At 58.1% G+C, this 13,219-nt stretch carries 13 protein-coding genes; 3 read left to right on the top strand and 10 right to left on the bottom strand.

The window, feature by feature from the left end; translation table 11 throughout:
* Positions 1–78 precede the first annotated feature (78 nt).
* The 4 genes from ispF to der all read right to left on the bottom strand — a co-directional run bounded on the left by ispF (position 79) and on the right by der (position 4,051).
* Positions 79–621, bottom strand: coding sequence for a 2-C-methyl-D-erythritol 2,4-cyclodiphosphate synthase (ispF, locus tag VFQ24_05550; protein ID HET9177806.1), 543 nt, complete (start codon positions 619–621; stop codon positions 79–81).
* A gap of 70 nt (positions 622–691) precedes the next feature.
* A complete protein-coding gene (gene ispD / locus VFQ24_05555; GenBank protein HET9177807.1) occupies positions 692–1,408 on the bottom strand; it encodes a 2-C-methyl-D-erythritol 4-phosphate cytidylyltransferase in 717 nt (238 codons plus the stop codon).
* Positions 1,409–1,454: 46 nt separating this feature from the next.
* Positions 1,455–2,489, bottom strand: coding sequence for a PIN domain-containing protein (locus VFQ24_05560; protein ID HET9177808.1), 1,035 nt, complete (start codon positions 2,487–2,489; stop codon positions 1,455–1,457).
* A gap of 200 nt (positions 2,490–2,689) precedes the next feature.
* On the bottom strand, positions 2,690–4,051 hold the full coding sequence (gene der / locus VFQ24_05565; GenBank protein ID HET9177809.1) for a ribosome biogenesis GTPase Der: 1,362 nt from the start codon (positions 4,049–4,051) through the stop codon (positions 2,690–2,692).
* Positions 4,052–4,230: 179 nt separating this feature from the next.
* Between der and VFQ24_05570 the strand changes: the two genes are divergently transcribed.
* Positions 4,231–6,174 carry a helicase C-terminal domain-containing protein gene (locus VFQ24_05570; GenBank protein ID HET9177810.1) on the top strand — a complete coding sequence of 648 codons (1,944 nt, stop codon included), beginning with the start codon at positions 4,231–4,233 and terminating at the stop codon, positions 6,172–6,174.
* Positions 6,175–6,341: 167 nt separating this feature from the next.
* Positions 6,342–6,791, top strand: coding sequence for a 6-carboxytetrahydropterin synthase QueD (queD, locus tag VFQ24_05575; GenBank protein HET9177811.1), 450 nt, complete (start codon positions 6,342–6,344; stop codon positions 6,789–6,791).
* On the opposite strand, the gene VFQ24_05580 is transcribed toward queD, so the two are convergent.
* From VFQ24_05580 to VFQ24_05605, 6 genes are all read right to left on the bottom strand, one after another.
* A complete protein-coding gene (locus tag VFQ24_05580) occupies positions 6,766–7,008 on the bottom strand; it encodes a hypothetical protein (GenBank protein HET9177812.1) in 243 nt (80 codons plus the stop codon). The two genes, queD and VFQ24_05580, sit on opposite strands and share 26 nt — an antisense overlap.
* A 356-nt stretch (positions 7,009–7,364) precedes the next feature.
* Positions 7,365–7,934, bottom strand: coding sequence for a LemA family protein (locus VFQ24_05585; GenBank protein ID HET9177813.1), 570 nt, complete (start codon positions 7,932–7,934; stop codon positions 7,365–7,367).
* A 21-nt stretch (positions 7,935–7,955) separates the two neighbouring features.
* Positions 7,956–8,765 (bottom strand): GIDE domain-containing protein, encoded by an 810-nt coding sequence (locus tag VFQ24_05590; GenBank protein HET9177814.1) that lies wholly within the window; start codon positions 8,763–8,765, stop codon positions 7,956–7,958.
* 507 nt (positions 8,766–9,272) lie between these two features.
* On the bottom strand, positions 9,273–9,818 hold the full coding sequence (locus VFQ24_05595) for a PIN domain-containing protein (protein HET9177815.1): 546 nt from the start codon (positions 9,816–9,818) through the stop codon (positions 9,273–9,275).
* Positions 9,808–10,173: an STAS-like domain-containing protein gene (locus VFQ24_05600; protein ID HET9177816.1), complete on the bottom strand. Its 366-nt coding sequence runs from the start codon at positions 10,171–10,173 to the stop codon at positions 9,808–9,810. The genes VFQ24_05595 and VFQ24_05600 overlap by 11 nt, the downstream gene beginning before the upstream one ends.
* A 22-nt stretch (positions 10,174–10,195) precedes the next feature.
* Positions 10,196–11,071 (bottom strand): ATP-binding protein, encoded by an 876-nt coding sequence (locus tag VFQ24_05605; protein HET9177817.1) that lies wholly within the window; start codon positions 11,069–11,071, stop codon positions 10,196–10,198.
* 500 nt (positions 11,072–11,571) lie between these two features.
* Between VFQ24_05605 and VFQ24_05610 the strand changes: the two genes are divergently transcribed.
* Positions 11,572–13,215 carry an alkaline phosphatase family protein gene (locus VFQ24_05610; protein HET9177818.1) on the top strand — a complete coding sequence of 548 codons (1,644 nt, stop codon included), beginning with the start codon at positions 11,572–11,574 and terminating at the stop codon, positions 13,213–13,215.
* The last annotated feature ends 4 nt before the right edge of the window (positions 13,216–13,219 follow it).

The following is a 13,219-nucleotide window of genomic DNA, read 5'->3' on the forward strand; positions in this document are numbered from 1 at the left end:
CCGGGGTCCGACGCATTTCAAGCGGTTTCGAGAAGAAATGCTCCGCTGGGGATTTGCCTGAATCTTTGCGGTTGGGTCCTATATGGAATGCGCCTGTGGCCGCCTGTTCTGCTGCTGCGGGAATGCGGCGGCCAGCGGCTCAATCAGGACCACAGCGTCGGCGCGGATGGCCTCGCCCCTGCCGACGGCGTCAACGCCTTCGCCAGTTTTCGCCTTGATGCTTACCTGCTGCGGCTCGATGCCAAGCGCTTCGGCGATTTTTTCCTTCATCTGCGGGATAAAAGGCGCCAGCTTGGGGCGCTCCAGGCTGATGGTGGAATCGACGTTGACAATCCGGTATCCTTCCTGGTCGAGCAATTCCTGCGCGCGACGCAGAAACATCAGGCTCGAGGCATTGTGCCACTCGGGCGAAGTATCGGGAAAGTGCCGGCCGATGTCGCCGAGCGCGGCCGCCCCCAGCAGGGCATCACACACGGCGTGGGCCAGCGCATCGCCATCGGAATGGCCCACGGGACCCATCTCGAAGGGAACGTGGACTCCGCCGAGAATGAGCTTCCTGCCCGCGGCCAGCCGGTGGACGTCGTTGCCAAAACCGATCCGGTGCGCGCATCTCGAGTTCACAGTCTTGTCTCACAGCCTTCGCGGCCCATGGGGGCCGGGTGATTGATGTCCATTGCAATGAGGCTTGCTCTTACATGAGCAATTTCTCGCGGCGTTCGGCCTGTTCGTGCTCCTGCGCAAGAAAGAGGCGGGCCAGCGGCAGGTCCGAAGGCTTGGTGATTTTGATGTTCCGGTCCGAGCCCATCAGAACGGTGACCGCGCCACCCAGCCTTTCCACCAGACTGGCCTCATCCGTCCCATCGTAGCCGTCTGCTTCCGCGCGGTCGCAGGCTTCTTTAATGATGTTGAAGCGAAAGGCCTGGGGTGTCTGCGCCAGCACAATCCGTTCGCGCGGAATGGTTCCCAGAATGGTTTGCCGCTCCACCTGCTTTACCGTGTCCACACTGGGAACGCCAAAAATTGCCGCGCCCGACTTGCGCGCCGCCTCGACCGAGAGATGGATCATCTCCGGGCTCACAAAAGGGCGTACGGCATCGTGTACCACGACGATGTCGGTGTCCGGAGAGGCTTTCTGAAGGGCCAAGGAAACGGTCTGCTGGCGCGTTGAGCCGCCGGCAACCAGGCGAACGGGTTTTTGGAATTGTTCCCGTTGAAGCTCGACGTGGGCGCGCTCCATATCCTCAGGCCGCAAGCCCAAATAGATTTCGTCAATTGATTCGGCGTCGTTGAATTTCCGCAGAGTGTGCACCACGATCGGCACGCCGTCGATGGAAAGAAACTGTTTGGGCGTTTCACTGCCCATGCGCACGCCCGCGCCCGCAGCGGGAATAATGGCTAACACTCTCATCGCAGAAATGTGCCCCGTTCAACCGGGCGGACACGCCGCGGCGGTCCTATGACCCCGCCGAGCCCTGAGGCTGGACGACCTCGGCCCTCTGTTTGCTGTTCTCGTACTTCCCGAAGATCATCTTGCCCGCAGTCGTCTGCAGGACGCTAGTCACGGAGATATCGATGGTCTTTGAGATCATCTTCTTGGCGTTGTCTACGACGACCATCGTGCCGTCGTCAAGGTAGGCAACCCCCTGGTTAAATTCCTTGCCTTCCTTGAGGATGAACACCCGCATGATCTCGCCGGGAAGAACCACCGGCTTCAAGGCATTGGCCAGTTCGTTGATATTCAGCACCGGCACGCGCTGAAGCTGGGCAACCTTGTTCAGGTTGAAGTCGTTGGTCAGGATTTTTCCTTCAAGTTTCTTGGCCAGTTCGATCAGCTTCAGGTCCACCTCACGGATGTGAGGAAAGTCTTCTTCTACAATCTGCACCTGGACGGTAGCTATTTTCTGAATGCGATGCATGACGTCCAGGCCCCGCCGGCCGCGATTGCGCTTCATGGGGTCCGTCGAGTCGGCCACCAGTTGCAATTCGCGCAGCACGAACTGCGGCAGGATTAGCGGGCCCTCGATAAATCCCGTTTCGCAGATGTCGGCAATCCGGCCGTCGATGATCACGCTGGTATCCAGAATCTTGCTGCTCTTCCTGCCTTGCCGCTCCGCAGCGAATATTCCGCCCATCGCCGCCAGGTTCAGCAGATCGCCCTTCGACGCGCCCACGACGATGCCCACGTAACCCAGCAGCAGCAGGAGAATGATCTGGACGTACGAAATCGACATTCTCTCCAGCGAAGTGAGGTTCAACAGATGGCTGATGATGAGCGCGCCCACGACGCCCAGGGTTCCGCCCACCGCAGCGCCAATCAGGCGCTTAAGGCTGGCCTGCCTCAGGCGCATCTCGATAAACACGAAGGCAAATGCCAATACCGCGCCAACCAAAGAAGAAACCAATGAAGACCAATGAAAGGGCCGCAGGTGGTAGCCGGCGGCAATGACTGAAATGATAAAGATTACTCGAATCGCCATTTCCCAGGCCATGTAATTCGAGCTCCCTTCCACTTACATTTTGAGACGAAGTGACAAGCATGTTGCCTCGTTCACGCGGGGCATCCATACCTTTGCGCGAGGTAAAGTATAGCATTTCTCAGGCTATGGCTGCCAACTAAGAAACGCCTGTTTTTACAGCGAATTAACGGCCTTGGCCGCGTATCCTGGCAAGTCCTGAATTTGCTCGATGTTCACTTGTGGGGGCGCGACCGGATGACGATCGGGCTGCCCATGAACCCAAACTCTTCCCGGATGCGGTTTTCGAGATAGCGCTCAACGGAAAAGTGCAGCTTGCCGGTGCGGTTGGTGAAGGCAACGAAGGTAGGCGGGGATACGGCTGCCTGGGTCAGATAATAGATGCGCAACGGTCGTCCGCGCTGGCTGGGAAGCCTTCGCAGATCGAGTCCTTTCAGGAAGACGTTTATACGGGCGGTGGGCACGCGGACCTTCCGGGCCGAGGCAACCTCGGCGATCAAGCTCCACAGGCTGGGAAGGCGCTGGCCCCTCAGCGCCGAAATAAAGGCAATCGGCGCATAGTCCAGGAATTTCATTCGCTGCCGCAACTCCTGCGTGTAGTCGCGCGTAACGGTGGGGCCCTTCTGGATGGCGTCCCACTTGTTGACCACCAGGATGACGGACCGGCGGCTTTCATGCGCGTAGCCGGCAATGTGGGTGTCGAGCGCCGTCACACCTTCTTCAGCGTCAACAATAAACAGGGCGATGTCCGCCTGTTCGAGGTGCTTGCGCGCCTGGATCACGCTCAGCTTTTCGGCCAGCAGTTTGGTTTTCCCTTTGCGCCGGATGCCCGCCGTGTCAATAAAAACGTATTTTGCGCCGTCACGCTCCACCTCCGCATCCACAGCATCGCGGGTGGTGCCGGGGATGGGAGTCACGATGGAACGTTCCTCTCCGGCCAGCCGGTTGAGCAGCGTCGATTTGCCCACGTTGGGCCGCCCGATGATCGCAATCCTGACGGGCGCTTCCGGGCTGGCAGGAACCTCTTCTGGCGCCTCGAAGCCCGCCGTGACGTGGTTGAGAAGCTGATCGACTCCGAGGCCGTGTTCAGCCGAGACGGCGAAAGTGTGTTCCACGCCCAGCCTCGCGAACTCCGCGGCCAGCGGGTCGTGCATGGGCAGGTCGATCTTGTTCACGGCCACTGAAAAGGGCTTGCCGGTTTTCCGCAGCAAATTCGAGAGTTCCTGGTCAAGCGGCAGCACCCCGTCGCGCCCGTCAACCACCAGAATCAGATGCGCAGCCCGGTCGATGGCCATCCGCGCGTGCCGAAAGATTTCGGTGGCCATCAGGTCGCGGTCCTGCGGAACGATGCCGCCTGTGTCCACCAGCTTAAAGCGCGCGCCCGCCCACTCGGCCGTCCCTTCGATGCGGTCGCGCGTCATGCCGGGCTCATTGCCCACCAGCGCACGGCGGCTTCCCACAATGCGGTTGAACAACGTGGATTTGCCCACGTTGGGGCGTCCGAGAATTACGATGAGCGGCAACTGCGGCATAGGTTGCTCAATTACGACGGTTGCGGCATTCGGCCTGAAAGCCATCTGTGCTATCCTTGCCAATGAGCATTCAGTTTGGATTTCCAGTCTAACGGAGGTTGCGGATTCCCGCCAGACTGGTCCTCAAGCGATAATGACCCGTTAGGGTTCTGTAGCGCCGGGCTTCAGCCTGGCATAATTCCCAAATGCCGACCTGAAGGTCGGCGCCACGTTGCAGCATACACATGGGTGGCAAGAGTCAGAAAACAACGGAAAAGGCGCCGCTCGAACGGATCTTCGGGGCCTCGGGCTGGCTGGCCCGCCATCATCCCAGCTTTGAGTACCGCCCGGGCCAGTTGGAAATGGCCGAGGCGATCGAGTCCGCTGTCGAGAACGGCCAGCACCTGATTGTCGAAGCGGGTACCGGGACCGGGAAGACGCTGGCTTACCTGGCGCCGCTCGTCCGCAGCGGACAGCGGGTGGTTATTTCCACCGGGACAAAGAACCTGCAGGAGCAGCTTTTCTACAAGGACATTCCTTTCATCCGCAAGCTGTTTCCAACCCTCCGCGCCACTCTGATGAAGGGCCGGCAGAACTACCTTTGCCGGCAGAAATTGTACGACATTGAACGGCAGCCGGTGCTGAGCGGCTTGGAAGAAGTGGACCTTTACGCGCGCCTGCGGGACTGGGAATCGCACACCGAAACCGGAGACCGCACGGAAGTGGAGGGACTCCAGGACTCGAGCGAACTCTGGTCGCGCGTGGACGCCCGGCGGGAAACCTGCACGGGACAGAAATGCCCGCAGTTCGAGCGATGCTTCATCACCTGGATGCACCAGCGCGCCGCCGAGTCGGACCTGATCATCGTGAACCACCACCTGTTTTTCGCGGACCTGGCCCTGAAGCAATCCGATTACGCCGGCCTGCTGCCGGATTACACAGCCGTGGTGTTTGACGAGGCCCATGAGATCGAGGATGTCGCCACGCAGTATTTCGGCCTGAAGGTTTCCAATTACCAGATGGAAGAGCTGGCGCGCGACACTGAAGCCACCCTGAAAGCGAAGTCCATTGAGAACTCCGAAGTGCCGAGCGCCGTCCGCGAGCTTCGCCGGCGAAGCGAACTTTTCTTTGAGCTCTTCCCGGCAGGCGATGGCCGGACGAATTTCGACAACCGCGAGAGTTTTCTGGATGTTCGCCGCGGCACATACTCGGCGCTTGTCAACGCTCTCATCCGGCTGGAGACGGACTTGCTGGGCGTCAAGGATCGGCCCGAAGAGATCAACAACCTGGCGCGGCGGGCGGCAGAAATCCGCCAGGCGCTCGAGGTGGTGATGGAAAGCCGCGACCGCACTCTGGTTTACTGGTGGGAAAGGCGCGGGCGCGGAGTGTTTGTTGAAGCCTCGCCCATCGACGTTTCGCCCATCCTGCGGGAGCGCCTCTTCGGGCAGGTGCGGACCGTCATCCTCACTTCCGCCACGCTTGCCGTCAGCGGAAAGTTTGATTTTCTAAAGCGCCGCCTGGGACTAGAGACGGCGCGCGAAAAAATCCTGGAATCGCATTTTGATTTCGCCCGCCAGGCGATCCTTTACACGCCGCTGCATCTGCCGGATCCGCGCAGTGCGGAGTTTGCCTCGCGCGCGGCCGCTGAAATTGTGAATCTGCTGAAGGCTACGGAGGGCAGGGCTTTCGTGCTGTTTACGTCCCATCAGCAGATGCGGACCGTTTACGAGCTGGTTCGCCGCCGCCTTCGCTATCCCCTGATGATGCAGGGCTCGTCGCCGCGCACCGCGTTGCTCGACAGGTTCCGCTCAACCCCGCACGCCGTGCTGTTTGCCACCAGCTCGTTCTGGCAGGGCGTGGATGTCCAGGGCCAGCAACTGAGCGCCGTTATCGTTGACCGGCTGCCCTTCGCCGTGCCGACGGACCCGGTGGTGGCCGCCCGCATCCGGCAGATCAATGAAGAGGGCGGCAACGCCTTTGTCGAGTACCAGATTCCCGAAGCCGTCATCGCCCTCAAGCAGGGCTTCGGGCGGCTGATTCGCAGTGAGACCGACCGCGGAGTGCTGGGCATCCTCGACCACCGCATTGTCAAGAAGCCGTACGGAAAGATTTTTTTTGAAAGCCTTCCGCCCTACCGCCGCGCTGGCCGGCTGGATGAGGTCAGCGAATTTATGCAAGAATGTTCGTAGTGCGTTTTTAAAAAGATTTAGGCGGTAGCGGTAGCGCAGACCGTCCCGCCTCGCGGGATCTGCGGGTTTTCGGTTTTTGCCCGGGCGACAGGGAGGGGCCGCGAATCTCAGGACCTGAGGCGCGCTACTCGCTGACGGGCCAGGCGGATTAGAGAGCGAGAGGACCCATGTTTGAGGTTTCGGTTGAATATTCCTTTGCCGCCGGCCACGCGCTGCGCGGTTATAAAGGGAAGTGCGAGAACGTCCACGGGCACAACTACAAGGTGCGGGTGACGGTCGGGGGCGAAAAGCTGAACTCGATTGGGCTGCTGATCGATTTTTCCGAGCTGCGGGCCGCACTCAAAGGTTTGGCGGAGCGCTTCGACCACCAGTTCCTGAACGAGCTTGACCCCTTCACCGAAACCAATCCGTCCGCCGAAAATCTGGCGTGCTATCTGGGGGCCGAACTCCAACGGAAATTGAAGGACCAGGGACTGAGGGTGAGCAACGTCACCGTGTGGGAAACCGATACAACTTCGGCCAGCTATCGGCCGTCTGAGAATTCTTCCTCAGCGGAGAATGGGGAAGGAAAACTGAGCAAGGGTGGCCGGCTCAGTGCGACCAGAAGGAAACGGTAGGGTGCAGATGCGAGTTGTGCTCGTGCATACACTCACCCGGGCACAGGTAGACATCCTCACACCACGGGCAGCGCAGAAGGAGGTTCCTCTCGCGCACCGTGCTGCAGGCCGAGCAGCCTTCAAGAAGGTCAGCAACCACATGGCGTGAAACTTTTCGCCACGTATCCATCACTTCCTGTTCTTCCTGCAACCGGTGAAGGTCGTCCTGATCCATCATGGCAGATCCCCCTTCGCAACCCGTATAGAGCAACCGGCGTGCCAATTAGGCATTGAAATCGAACACTTTACCGTCGCCATTAAGCCCTTTTAATTCAATGCAAACCCTTTTCAGAAAAAATCATTCGTTTCCACGCACCGGAAAATCCTTTCGGGTCTGTCACTTCACCGGCCGATAAGAGTCACATTTTGGTGTCAGGACCCGGCATCAAGGGTTGGAGCAAGAGATTGAAATAGCAAGGCCTTCAGGGTCCTTGGGGCCATTCGGCCCCAGATCTCGCAGGAAACGGTTCTGCGAATCAGGGTGCCGGTTTCCGGTGCCTGCTTCGAAACCGCTGCCGAAATTTCTTGGCTGCATCAGGCGAATTTTACCTGGACGTCCTGCCGGTCTTCTTCCGTGGCCTTAAAGAAATCCCGCGGCAGCAGGTGCATGAGCCCTGCCAGAATCATGTCGGGGAATTGCTGGATGCGAATGTTATAGGTGTTGACGCTGTCATTCAGGAACTCGCGCCGGTCGGCAATCCTTTCTTCGATCTCGGTGATTCGTCCCTGAAGCTGCATAAAGTCGTTATTGGCTTTTAATTCCGGGTAATTTTCCGCCACAGCAAACAGGGTTTTCAGGGCGCCCGTCATCATGTTGTCGGCCTGGGCTTTTTCCGGACCCGTGCTGGCTTTCTGATAGGCGCTGCGGGCTTCGGTGACTGCCTCGAAGGTCTTCTGTTCGTACTGCATGTAACCCTTGCAGGTGTCAATCAGCTTCGGCAGCTCGTCGTGCCGCTGCTTCAGCAGGACGTCGATATTGGCCCAGGCCTTGTCGATATCGTTCTTCAGCCGCACAAGGCTGTTGTAGATGCTGATCGTGTAGACCACAATGGCAATGATAATCAGCAGCAAAATCAGCAGAACCAGAATCGCCACTCCCACCATTGTCATCCTCCTGATCCAGATTTATAGAAAGCCATGCCGGGTCATAAATAGCGCGGCGCAAAAAACGGCCAGGGCCGCCCCGCCGATCACCATCATCGTCGAGCGCCATCCCATGCCGCGCTTGAGTTCGTCCACCGATTTGGAAGAAATCAGGAAAGTTGGGTTGTGAGTTCCCTTGGTAATCAGGTTTCTGTCGAGTTCGTCCTCGGGCCGGGCATTTTCCACGCAGGTGCCCAGCACGTCATACTCGTGGTCCGGCTTGATGCAGTATTCGGTAAAGCGGAAGGGATCGGTGCAGCCATAACCAACGCCCGAATATTCCAGCAGTTCATCCTCGGTCTTGGCGTTGACGGAGAGGCCGGAGCCGTCTGAGGCGTCCGCCTCCATAGGCCGGAAAAGGTTCATCAGCGAGAAGCCGGGAGCGCCGTCCCCAATCTGGCGGCGGCAATTCACCGGCAGGTCAAACTCGGCTTCGCGCGGCTCCACATGGATGCGGCCCGAGTCATCAGAAAGATAGAAGCGGCTGCCGTTCTGGTCGGTCCGGTGGTGTTGCCAGCCTTTCTGGTTGACATAGCGGTCAATCACCACTCGAAAGGCATAGCAGGGAGATCCGCTCACGGGGCTGGGAAACGGCGTGTCCCCGCCCGCGTGGCCGTGCACCTGAACGATACCCATGGGAACGCTCCGGATGGGCATAATCGGCGTGTCGGCTACCACCAGGCCCTTCCGAAAAGTCCGCAGCCCCCTGAAAAACAGGAACAGCCCCAGTCCGAACCCTGCCGCTAGCCATGCGTCAATGTTTCCGTTGGGCTGCATCGCCGAAAGAGCCAAAAATCGCCCAATCGTAGCTCGGAGCCCTGCAAAAGGCAAGTCAAAACGGAGGGCCCTCGTGTCTCGCATCGACTTGTGGCACGGGTGTGCTCGTTCCCACCTGAGTGGGACTATGATGCCGATGCCACGGCATGGGAACCAAACCGGGTCATCAGCCGGAGGACTGACCAGCCGGGGAGGAATATTCCTTAGCCAGGGCTAGGGCGTTTTCTGAAGCCGATGCGTATTTCTGCCCGCGGACGCTCAGGTTTCCAGGGACTCGCACTCTTCTGCTGCCTGCTTTTCGTCGCGCAATCCGATGCGCAACCGCGAACCGTTTTGCAGGGCGCTTGTAGCACAGGCACTCTTGCCTGTGTTGCAGTTCTTTCCCTCACAGCCACGAGCGGCTGTGCTACTTTCGCCGGTGGCGTCCCGTAAATCGGGATTCCGCAGTTTGGAATCTATGCGTCGGCAGCGAACTCCTTGCCCCCTGCTCACGGCTCTACGTTGCGAGGTAACTGCCCGTCCTCAGTTCAGGAGTTTTCTATTTGCGGTGATGACGCTCAACCCAAACCCTTTGAAGTCACCATCGTCAGTAACAAAACTGAGATCTTGGCTCCTACAAAGCTCGGCAAGGATCTGGTCATTGAAGTCTGATTCGCCCTTCCCATACTCGTTGATGAGGGATCCAATATCGACCGATGCGAAGCCCGATTCCGTACGAGAGCAGGTCCTCAAGACGCGTCTTACCATTTCTGCAATCTCTTGTGCAACTGGCTTGAAATCCGCGCCGTTTCGAAAGGTTTTGAAGTTGTCGGGCACCCGTCCGCTGCCGCGCGCGATATTGTATCTCAGGCGAGCGTAGCGGTTGATGAACTCCGAGAGGATCACCACATCAATGTATATGATACTCCCCGCCGCGATAATGTCTGCAAGGGCCCTGGAATAAGTCGCGGCACGCGTGTCTCCCGGTTTGTTCGGCCCGTAAACAAACAGCCACACATTTGCGTCGAATAGAAGCCGGTCGTTACCAGAAAAAGCATATGATGTGATGTCTTGAGCGTTACTTGGCATCGGCTTCGTCACCTAGCACTTCGTTGACCGCGCGATTGAAGCCTTCGCGGTCCTTGAAATAAGTTTTGGCGGTTTCTACCACCCGCTTCAACAGTGCTAGGTCGTCTTGGGCCATATCCGCGACTTGTAAGCCAGCGCGTATGGCATCTTCGGAGAATTCCCCGTATAGCTGGCCAATGGCGGCGTTTAGGAAGGCGGAAGTTACGCTTGTAATGTTGAGAAACGAGAGAATCACTTTCCGTTTATCTTTCAGAGCGGCTGCGATGCGGTCGTGCACACGCTGCCCGTCATCGGACGCGACGCAGAGAGGGGTTCCGACAATTTCGAAAACCGACAGACTCAGGTCTTGGGTCATGCTGACTTCCTCTCGCGCCGTCCTAGAAGATGTCGGATTCGGATACTTCAGACTTCAGTATGTATGAATGTTTGTCCGATGTGTTGATCTCTATATTTACCACAGTTCCCGGAAATGGATTGTCAAAAAGCGCGGTCTGGACTGCGCCGTTTGAAAGCATCCAATGGCCAGCGTCAGAGACAATCCGTAGGACGCCTTCATTAAGTTTAATAAATTCTCGCAACAATTTCAGTCCCAATCCCCCTGGGATGCTCCCGTTTTTGGTCGTATTCGTTCCTTCCGTGGCCCACGATATCGCCTCGTCTGGGGCCATGGCGAGGCCTCTACTTTCCTCAACATTTCTGCGAATTCCGATTCCGAGGTCTGCCACCGTGAAGACGAGTTGCTGCTTCTTGGGAAAGAACTGCCCGCAACTAAAAATCCCCATCTTCGTCTGAGAGTGGATTACGGCATTGCTGAAAATCTCGAAAACACTTTCCCTGAATTTTTTTTCCAGGGCGGTCGACATGGCTGGCATCTCAGATCGCCCAATGAACTGGTTCTCGATGTACGTGGCAAAGTAACGGTCGTCTTTGACCTCGAACCTTTGGTAAGGGATGGTCGTCCCGTAGCGATCCGGCATTTTTTCCCTTCCGTAATGGCTTAAGAAACCATTTCGGCAGAGGATTCCTTCCACGGATGGCTTGATATTCGTTAGCTTAATCTCATTCAGATTGGCACCCAGCTTATACAGGACTGCTCCAAGCGCGGCGCACATATCGGCGTCCAGCCATCCTACGGATCCCATTTCAAGTTCTATTTCTTCGAAGAAAAAATCGTCGGCATTTGAATTGAGATCGACCAGACAGCGAAAACCGTTTAAGTCGTGCCTTATCTCGGCTGGCAATCGAAATTTCAAGCTCTCTTCTCCAAGATTCTCTTGTTGCGGTTCACAGGAGCACCGACAACAGCGATTTGCCGGATGTCGCCCCTATGCGTCCTACGGTATGCTCCGCTGGTTGCAGAGTGCTGCTCGATATAAAGAATACAAGCTATAACACCGGATCAACAACCAAATGATGAACTCGGGTCATGTTAGTGCGGTGAAATTGTCCGATGCCCCGGCAGAAGCATTACTGATTTTCTGATCGGGAACATCCCGCAAAGCGGGACCGGGCGCGGCTGTTTGATTCAGAAAAATTCCGCTAGCGCTAGGTCGAAACACTGGGCGAACTGCCGCGCGGACTGGCTTTCAAGATCATCGGCTCCTCCGAATGCCCCGTCGCGTCGCGGGCCTTGCGCATTTGAAGTATGATATTCGGTGCCATCGAGCCAGCACGATGAACTCGACCGGCGGGCAGGAGATTGGCCTGCCCTGCCAGGGTCAGTCAGCCCATGATCAACGAGCGGGGAGGACGCATGAGTTGGAGAAGAGGAATTTTCGGAATTTTATGTATCCTGGTCGTTAGCGGGGCCCGTGTTGATGCGGCGGGCCCGCAACCGCCTGCAAAGCTCCAGCAGGCGCGGGAGGCCATCCGGCACGTTGTGGTGCTATTTCAAGAGAACGTCTCCTTTGATCATTACTTCGGGACGTATCCGCGCGCGCTTAATCCCAAAGGCGAGCCTTCGTTCACTGCGCTGCCCGGCACTCCCAAGGTGGATGGCTACACCAGACGGCTGCTTCATCACAATCCCAACATGCGCAATCCATTGAACGGAGCAGGGCGCTCCAATCCCTTCCGGCTTGACCGCAGCCAGGCGGCCACCGCCGACCAGAGTCATGAGTACACCGCCGAGCAGCAGGCTTATAACCACGGCAAGATGGACCTGTTTCCCGCATCGGTTGGCCATCCGGACGGTCCACGTGTTCCGGGCGAGCATCCGGGCGTACTCGCCACCAGCGGACTCACCATGGGGTACTTTGACGGCAACACCGTCACGGCTTACTGGAATTACGCGCAGCATTACGCCATGAGCGACCATCAGTTTGACGTCGTCTTCGGGCCTTCCACGCCCGGCGCCATCAATCTCGCGTCCGGCCAGACCAATGGCGTGGTGAATGACCAGAATGCGCAAGGACACATGGTGCCCGACGGCCACGGCGGCTTCACGCTGATTGCCGATCCCAACCCGGTTGGCGACCTCTGCTCCAGCACTTCGGATTCTCTGGTCCACATGACCGGGCGAAATATTGGCGACCTGCTGACCGCCGCCAACGTCTCCTGGGGATTTTTCCAGGGAGGTTTCGACCTCAGCATTGTGAACCCGAACGGCAGCAGCGGCTGCCGCCGCAGTTCAATGTCGCCATGGACCAAGGTGCTTTCGCGCGATTACGTCCCGCACCACGAGCCTTTCCAATACTACAAATCGACGGCAAACCTCCGGCACCTGCGCCCATCGTCGCCCCAGGTGGTGGGCAGCAATCAGGACGGCGGGGCAAACCATCAGTACGATACGCACGATTTCTTCGACGCCATCAAGGCGGGAAATTTTCCCACCGTCAGCTACATCAAGGCCCCCGGCTATGAGAATGGGCACGCCGGCAATTCCAGTCCGCTCGATGAGCAGAAGTGGATCGTCAAGGTAGTCAATTTCCTTGAACGGCAGCCGGAATGGGAGCATACAGCGGTCATCATTGACTACGACGATTCCGATGGCTGGTATGACCATGTCATGGGGAAAATCGCGAACGGTTCTGCAACGCCAAAGGATGCGCTTGACGGTCTCGGTAAATGCGGCGACGGAGCCACAGCCCTACCCGGCGTCAATCCGGGCACAGCGCACGCGCAAGGGCGCTGCGGACCCGGGCCGCGGCTGCCGCTCCTGGTCATCTCGCCCTGGGCCAAGGCAAATTATGTTGATCACACGAAAACGGACCAGACCTCGATCTTGCGCCTCATCGAAGACCTTTATCTGAATGGCGAGCGTATTGGCGGAGGGTCGTTTGACGCGCAGTCCGGGTCGCTGCTCGGCATGTTTGACTTCAGCGACGGCAAGCCGCAGAACACCGCCCGGCTGATTCTTGATCCCAATACGGGCCAGGTGGTCCAGGACCAGAAGTAGGGTG

The organism is Terriglobia bacterium, from assembly GCA_035712365.1.
In the GTDB taxonomy this organism is placed as follows: Bacteria; Acidobacteriota; Terriglobia; order UBA7540; family UBA7540; genus SCRD01.

What these genes read in the sequence shown, in the direction of transcription:
- ispD (HET9177807.1), bottom strand. Translation starts at nt 1,408, where the DNA reads ATGAGAGTGTTAGCCATTATTCCCGCTGCGGGCGCGGGCGTGCGCATG.
- VFQ24_05560 (HET9177808.1), bottom strand. Translation starts at nt 2,489, where the DNA reads ATGGCCTGGGAAATGGCGATTCGAGTAATCTTTATCATTTCAGTCATT.
- der (HET9177809.1), bottom strand. Translation starts at nt 4,051, where the DNA reads ATGGCTTTCAGGCCGAATGCCGCAACCGTCGTAATTGAGCAACCTATG.
- VFQ24_05570 (HET9177810.1), top strand. Translation starts at nt 4,231, where the DNA reads ATGGGTGGCAAGAGTCAGAAAACAACGGAAAAGGCGCCGCTCGAACGG.
- queD (HET9177811.1), top strand. Translation starts at nt 6,342, where the DNA reads ATGTTTGAGGTTTCGGTTGAATATTCCTTTGCCGCCGGCCACGCGCTG.
- VFQ24_05580 (HET9177812.1), bottom strand. Translation starts at nt 7,008, where the DNA reads ATGATGGATCAGGACGACCTTCACCGGTTGCAGGAAGAACAGGAAGTG.
- VFQ24_05585 (HET9177813.1), bottom strand. Translation starts at nt 7,934, where the DNA reads ATGGTGGGAGTGGCGATTCTGGTTCTGCTGATTTTGCTGCTGATTATC.
- VFQ24_05595 (HET9177815.1), bottom strand. Translation starts at nt 9,818, where the DNA reads ATGCCAAGTAACGCTCAAGACATCACATCATATGCTTTTTCTGGTAAC.
- VFQ24_05600 (HET9177816.1), bottom strand. Translation starts at nt 10,173, where the DNA reads ATGACCCAAGACCTGAGTCTGTCGGTTTTCGAAATTGTCGGAACCCCT.
- VFQ24_05610 (HET9177818.1), top strand. Translation starts at nt 11,572, where the DNA reads ATGAGTTGGAGAAGAGGAATTTTCGGAATTTTATGTATCCTGGTCGTT.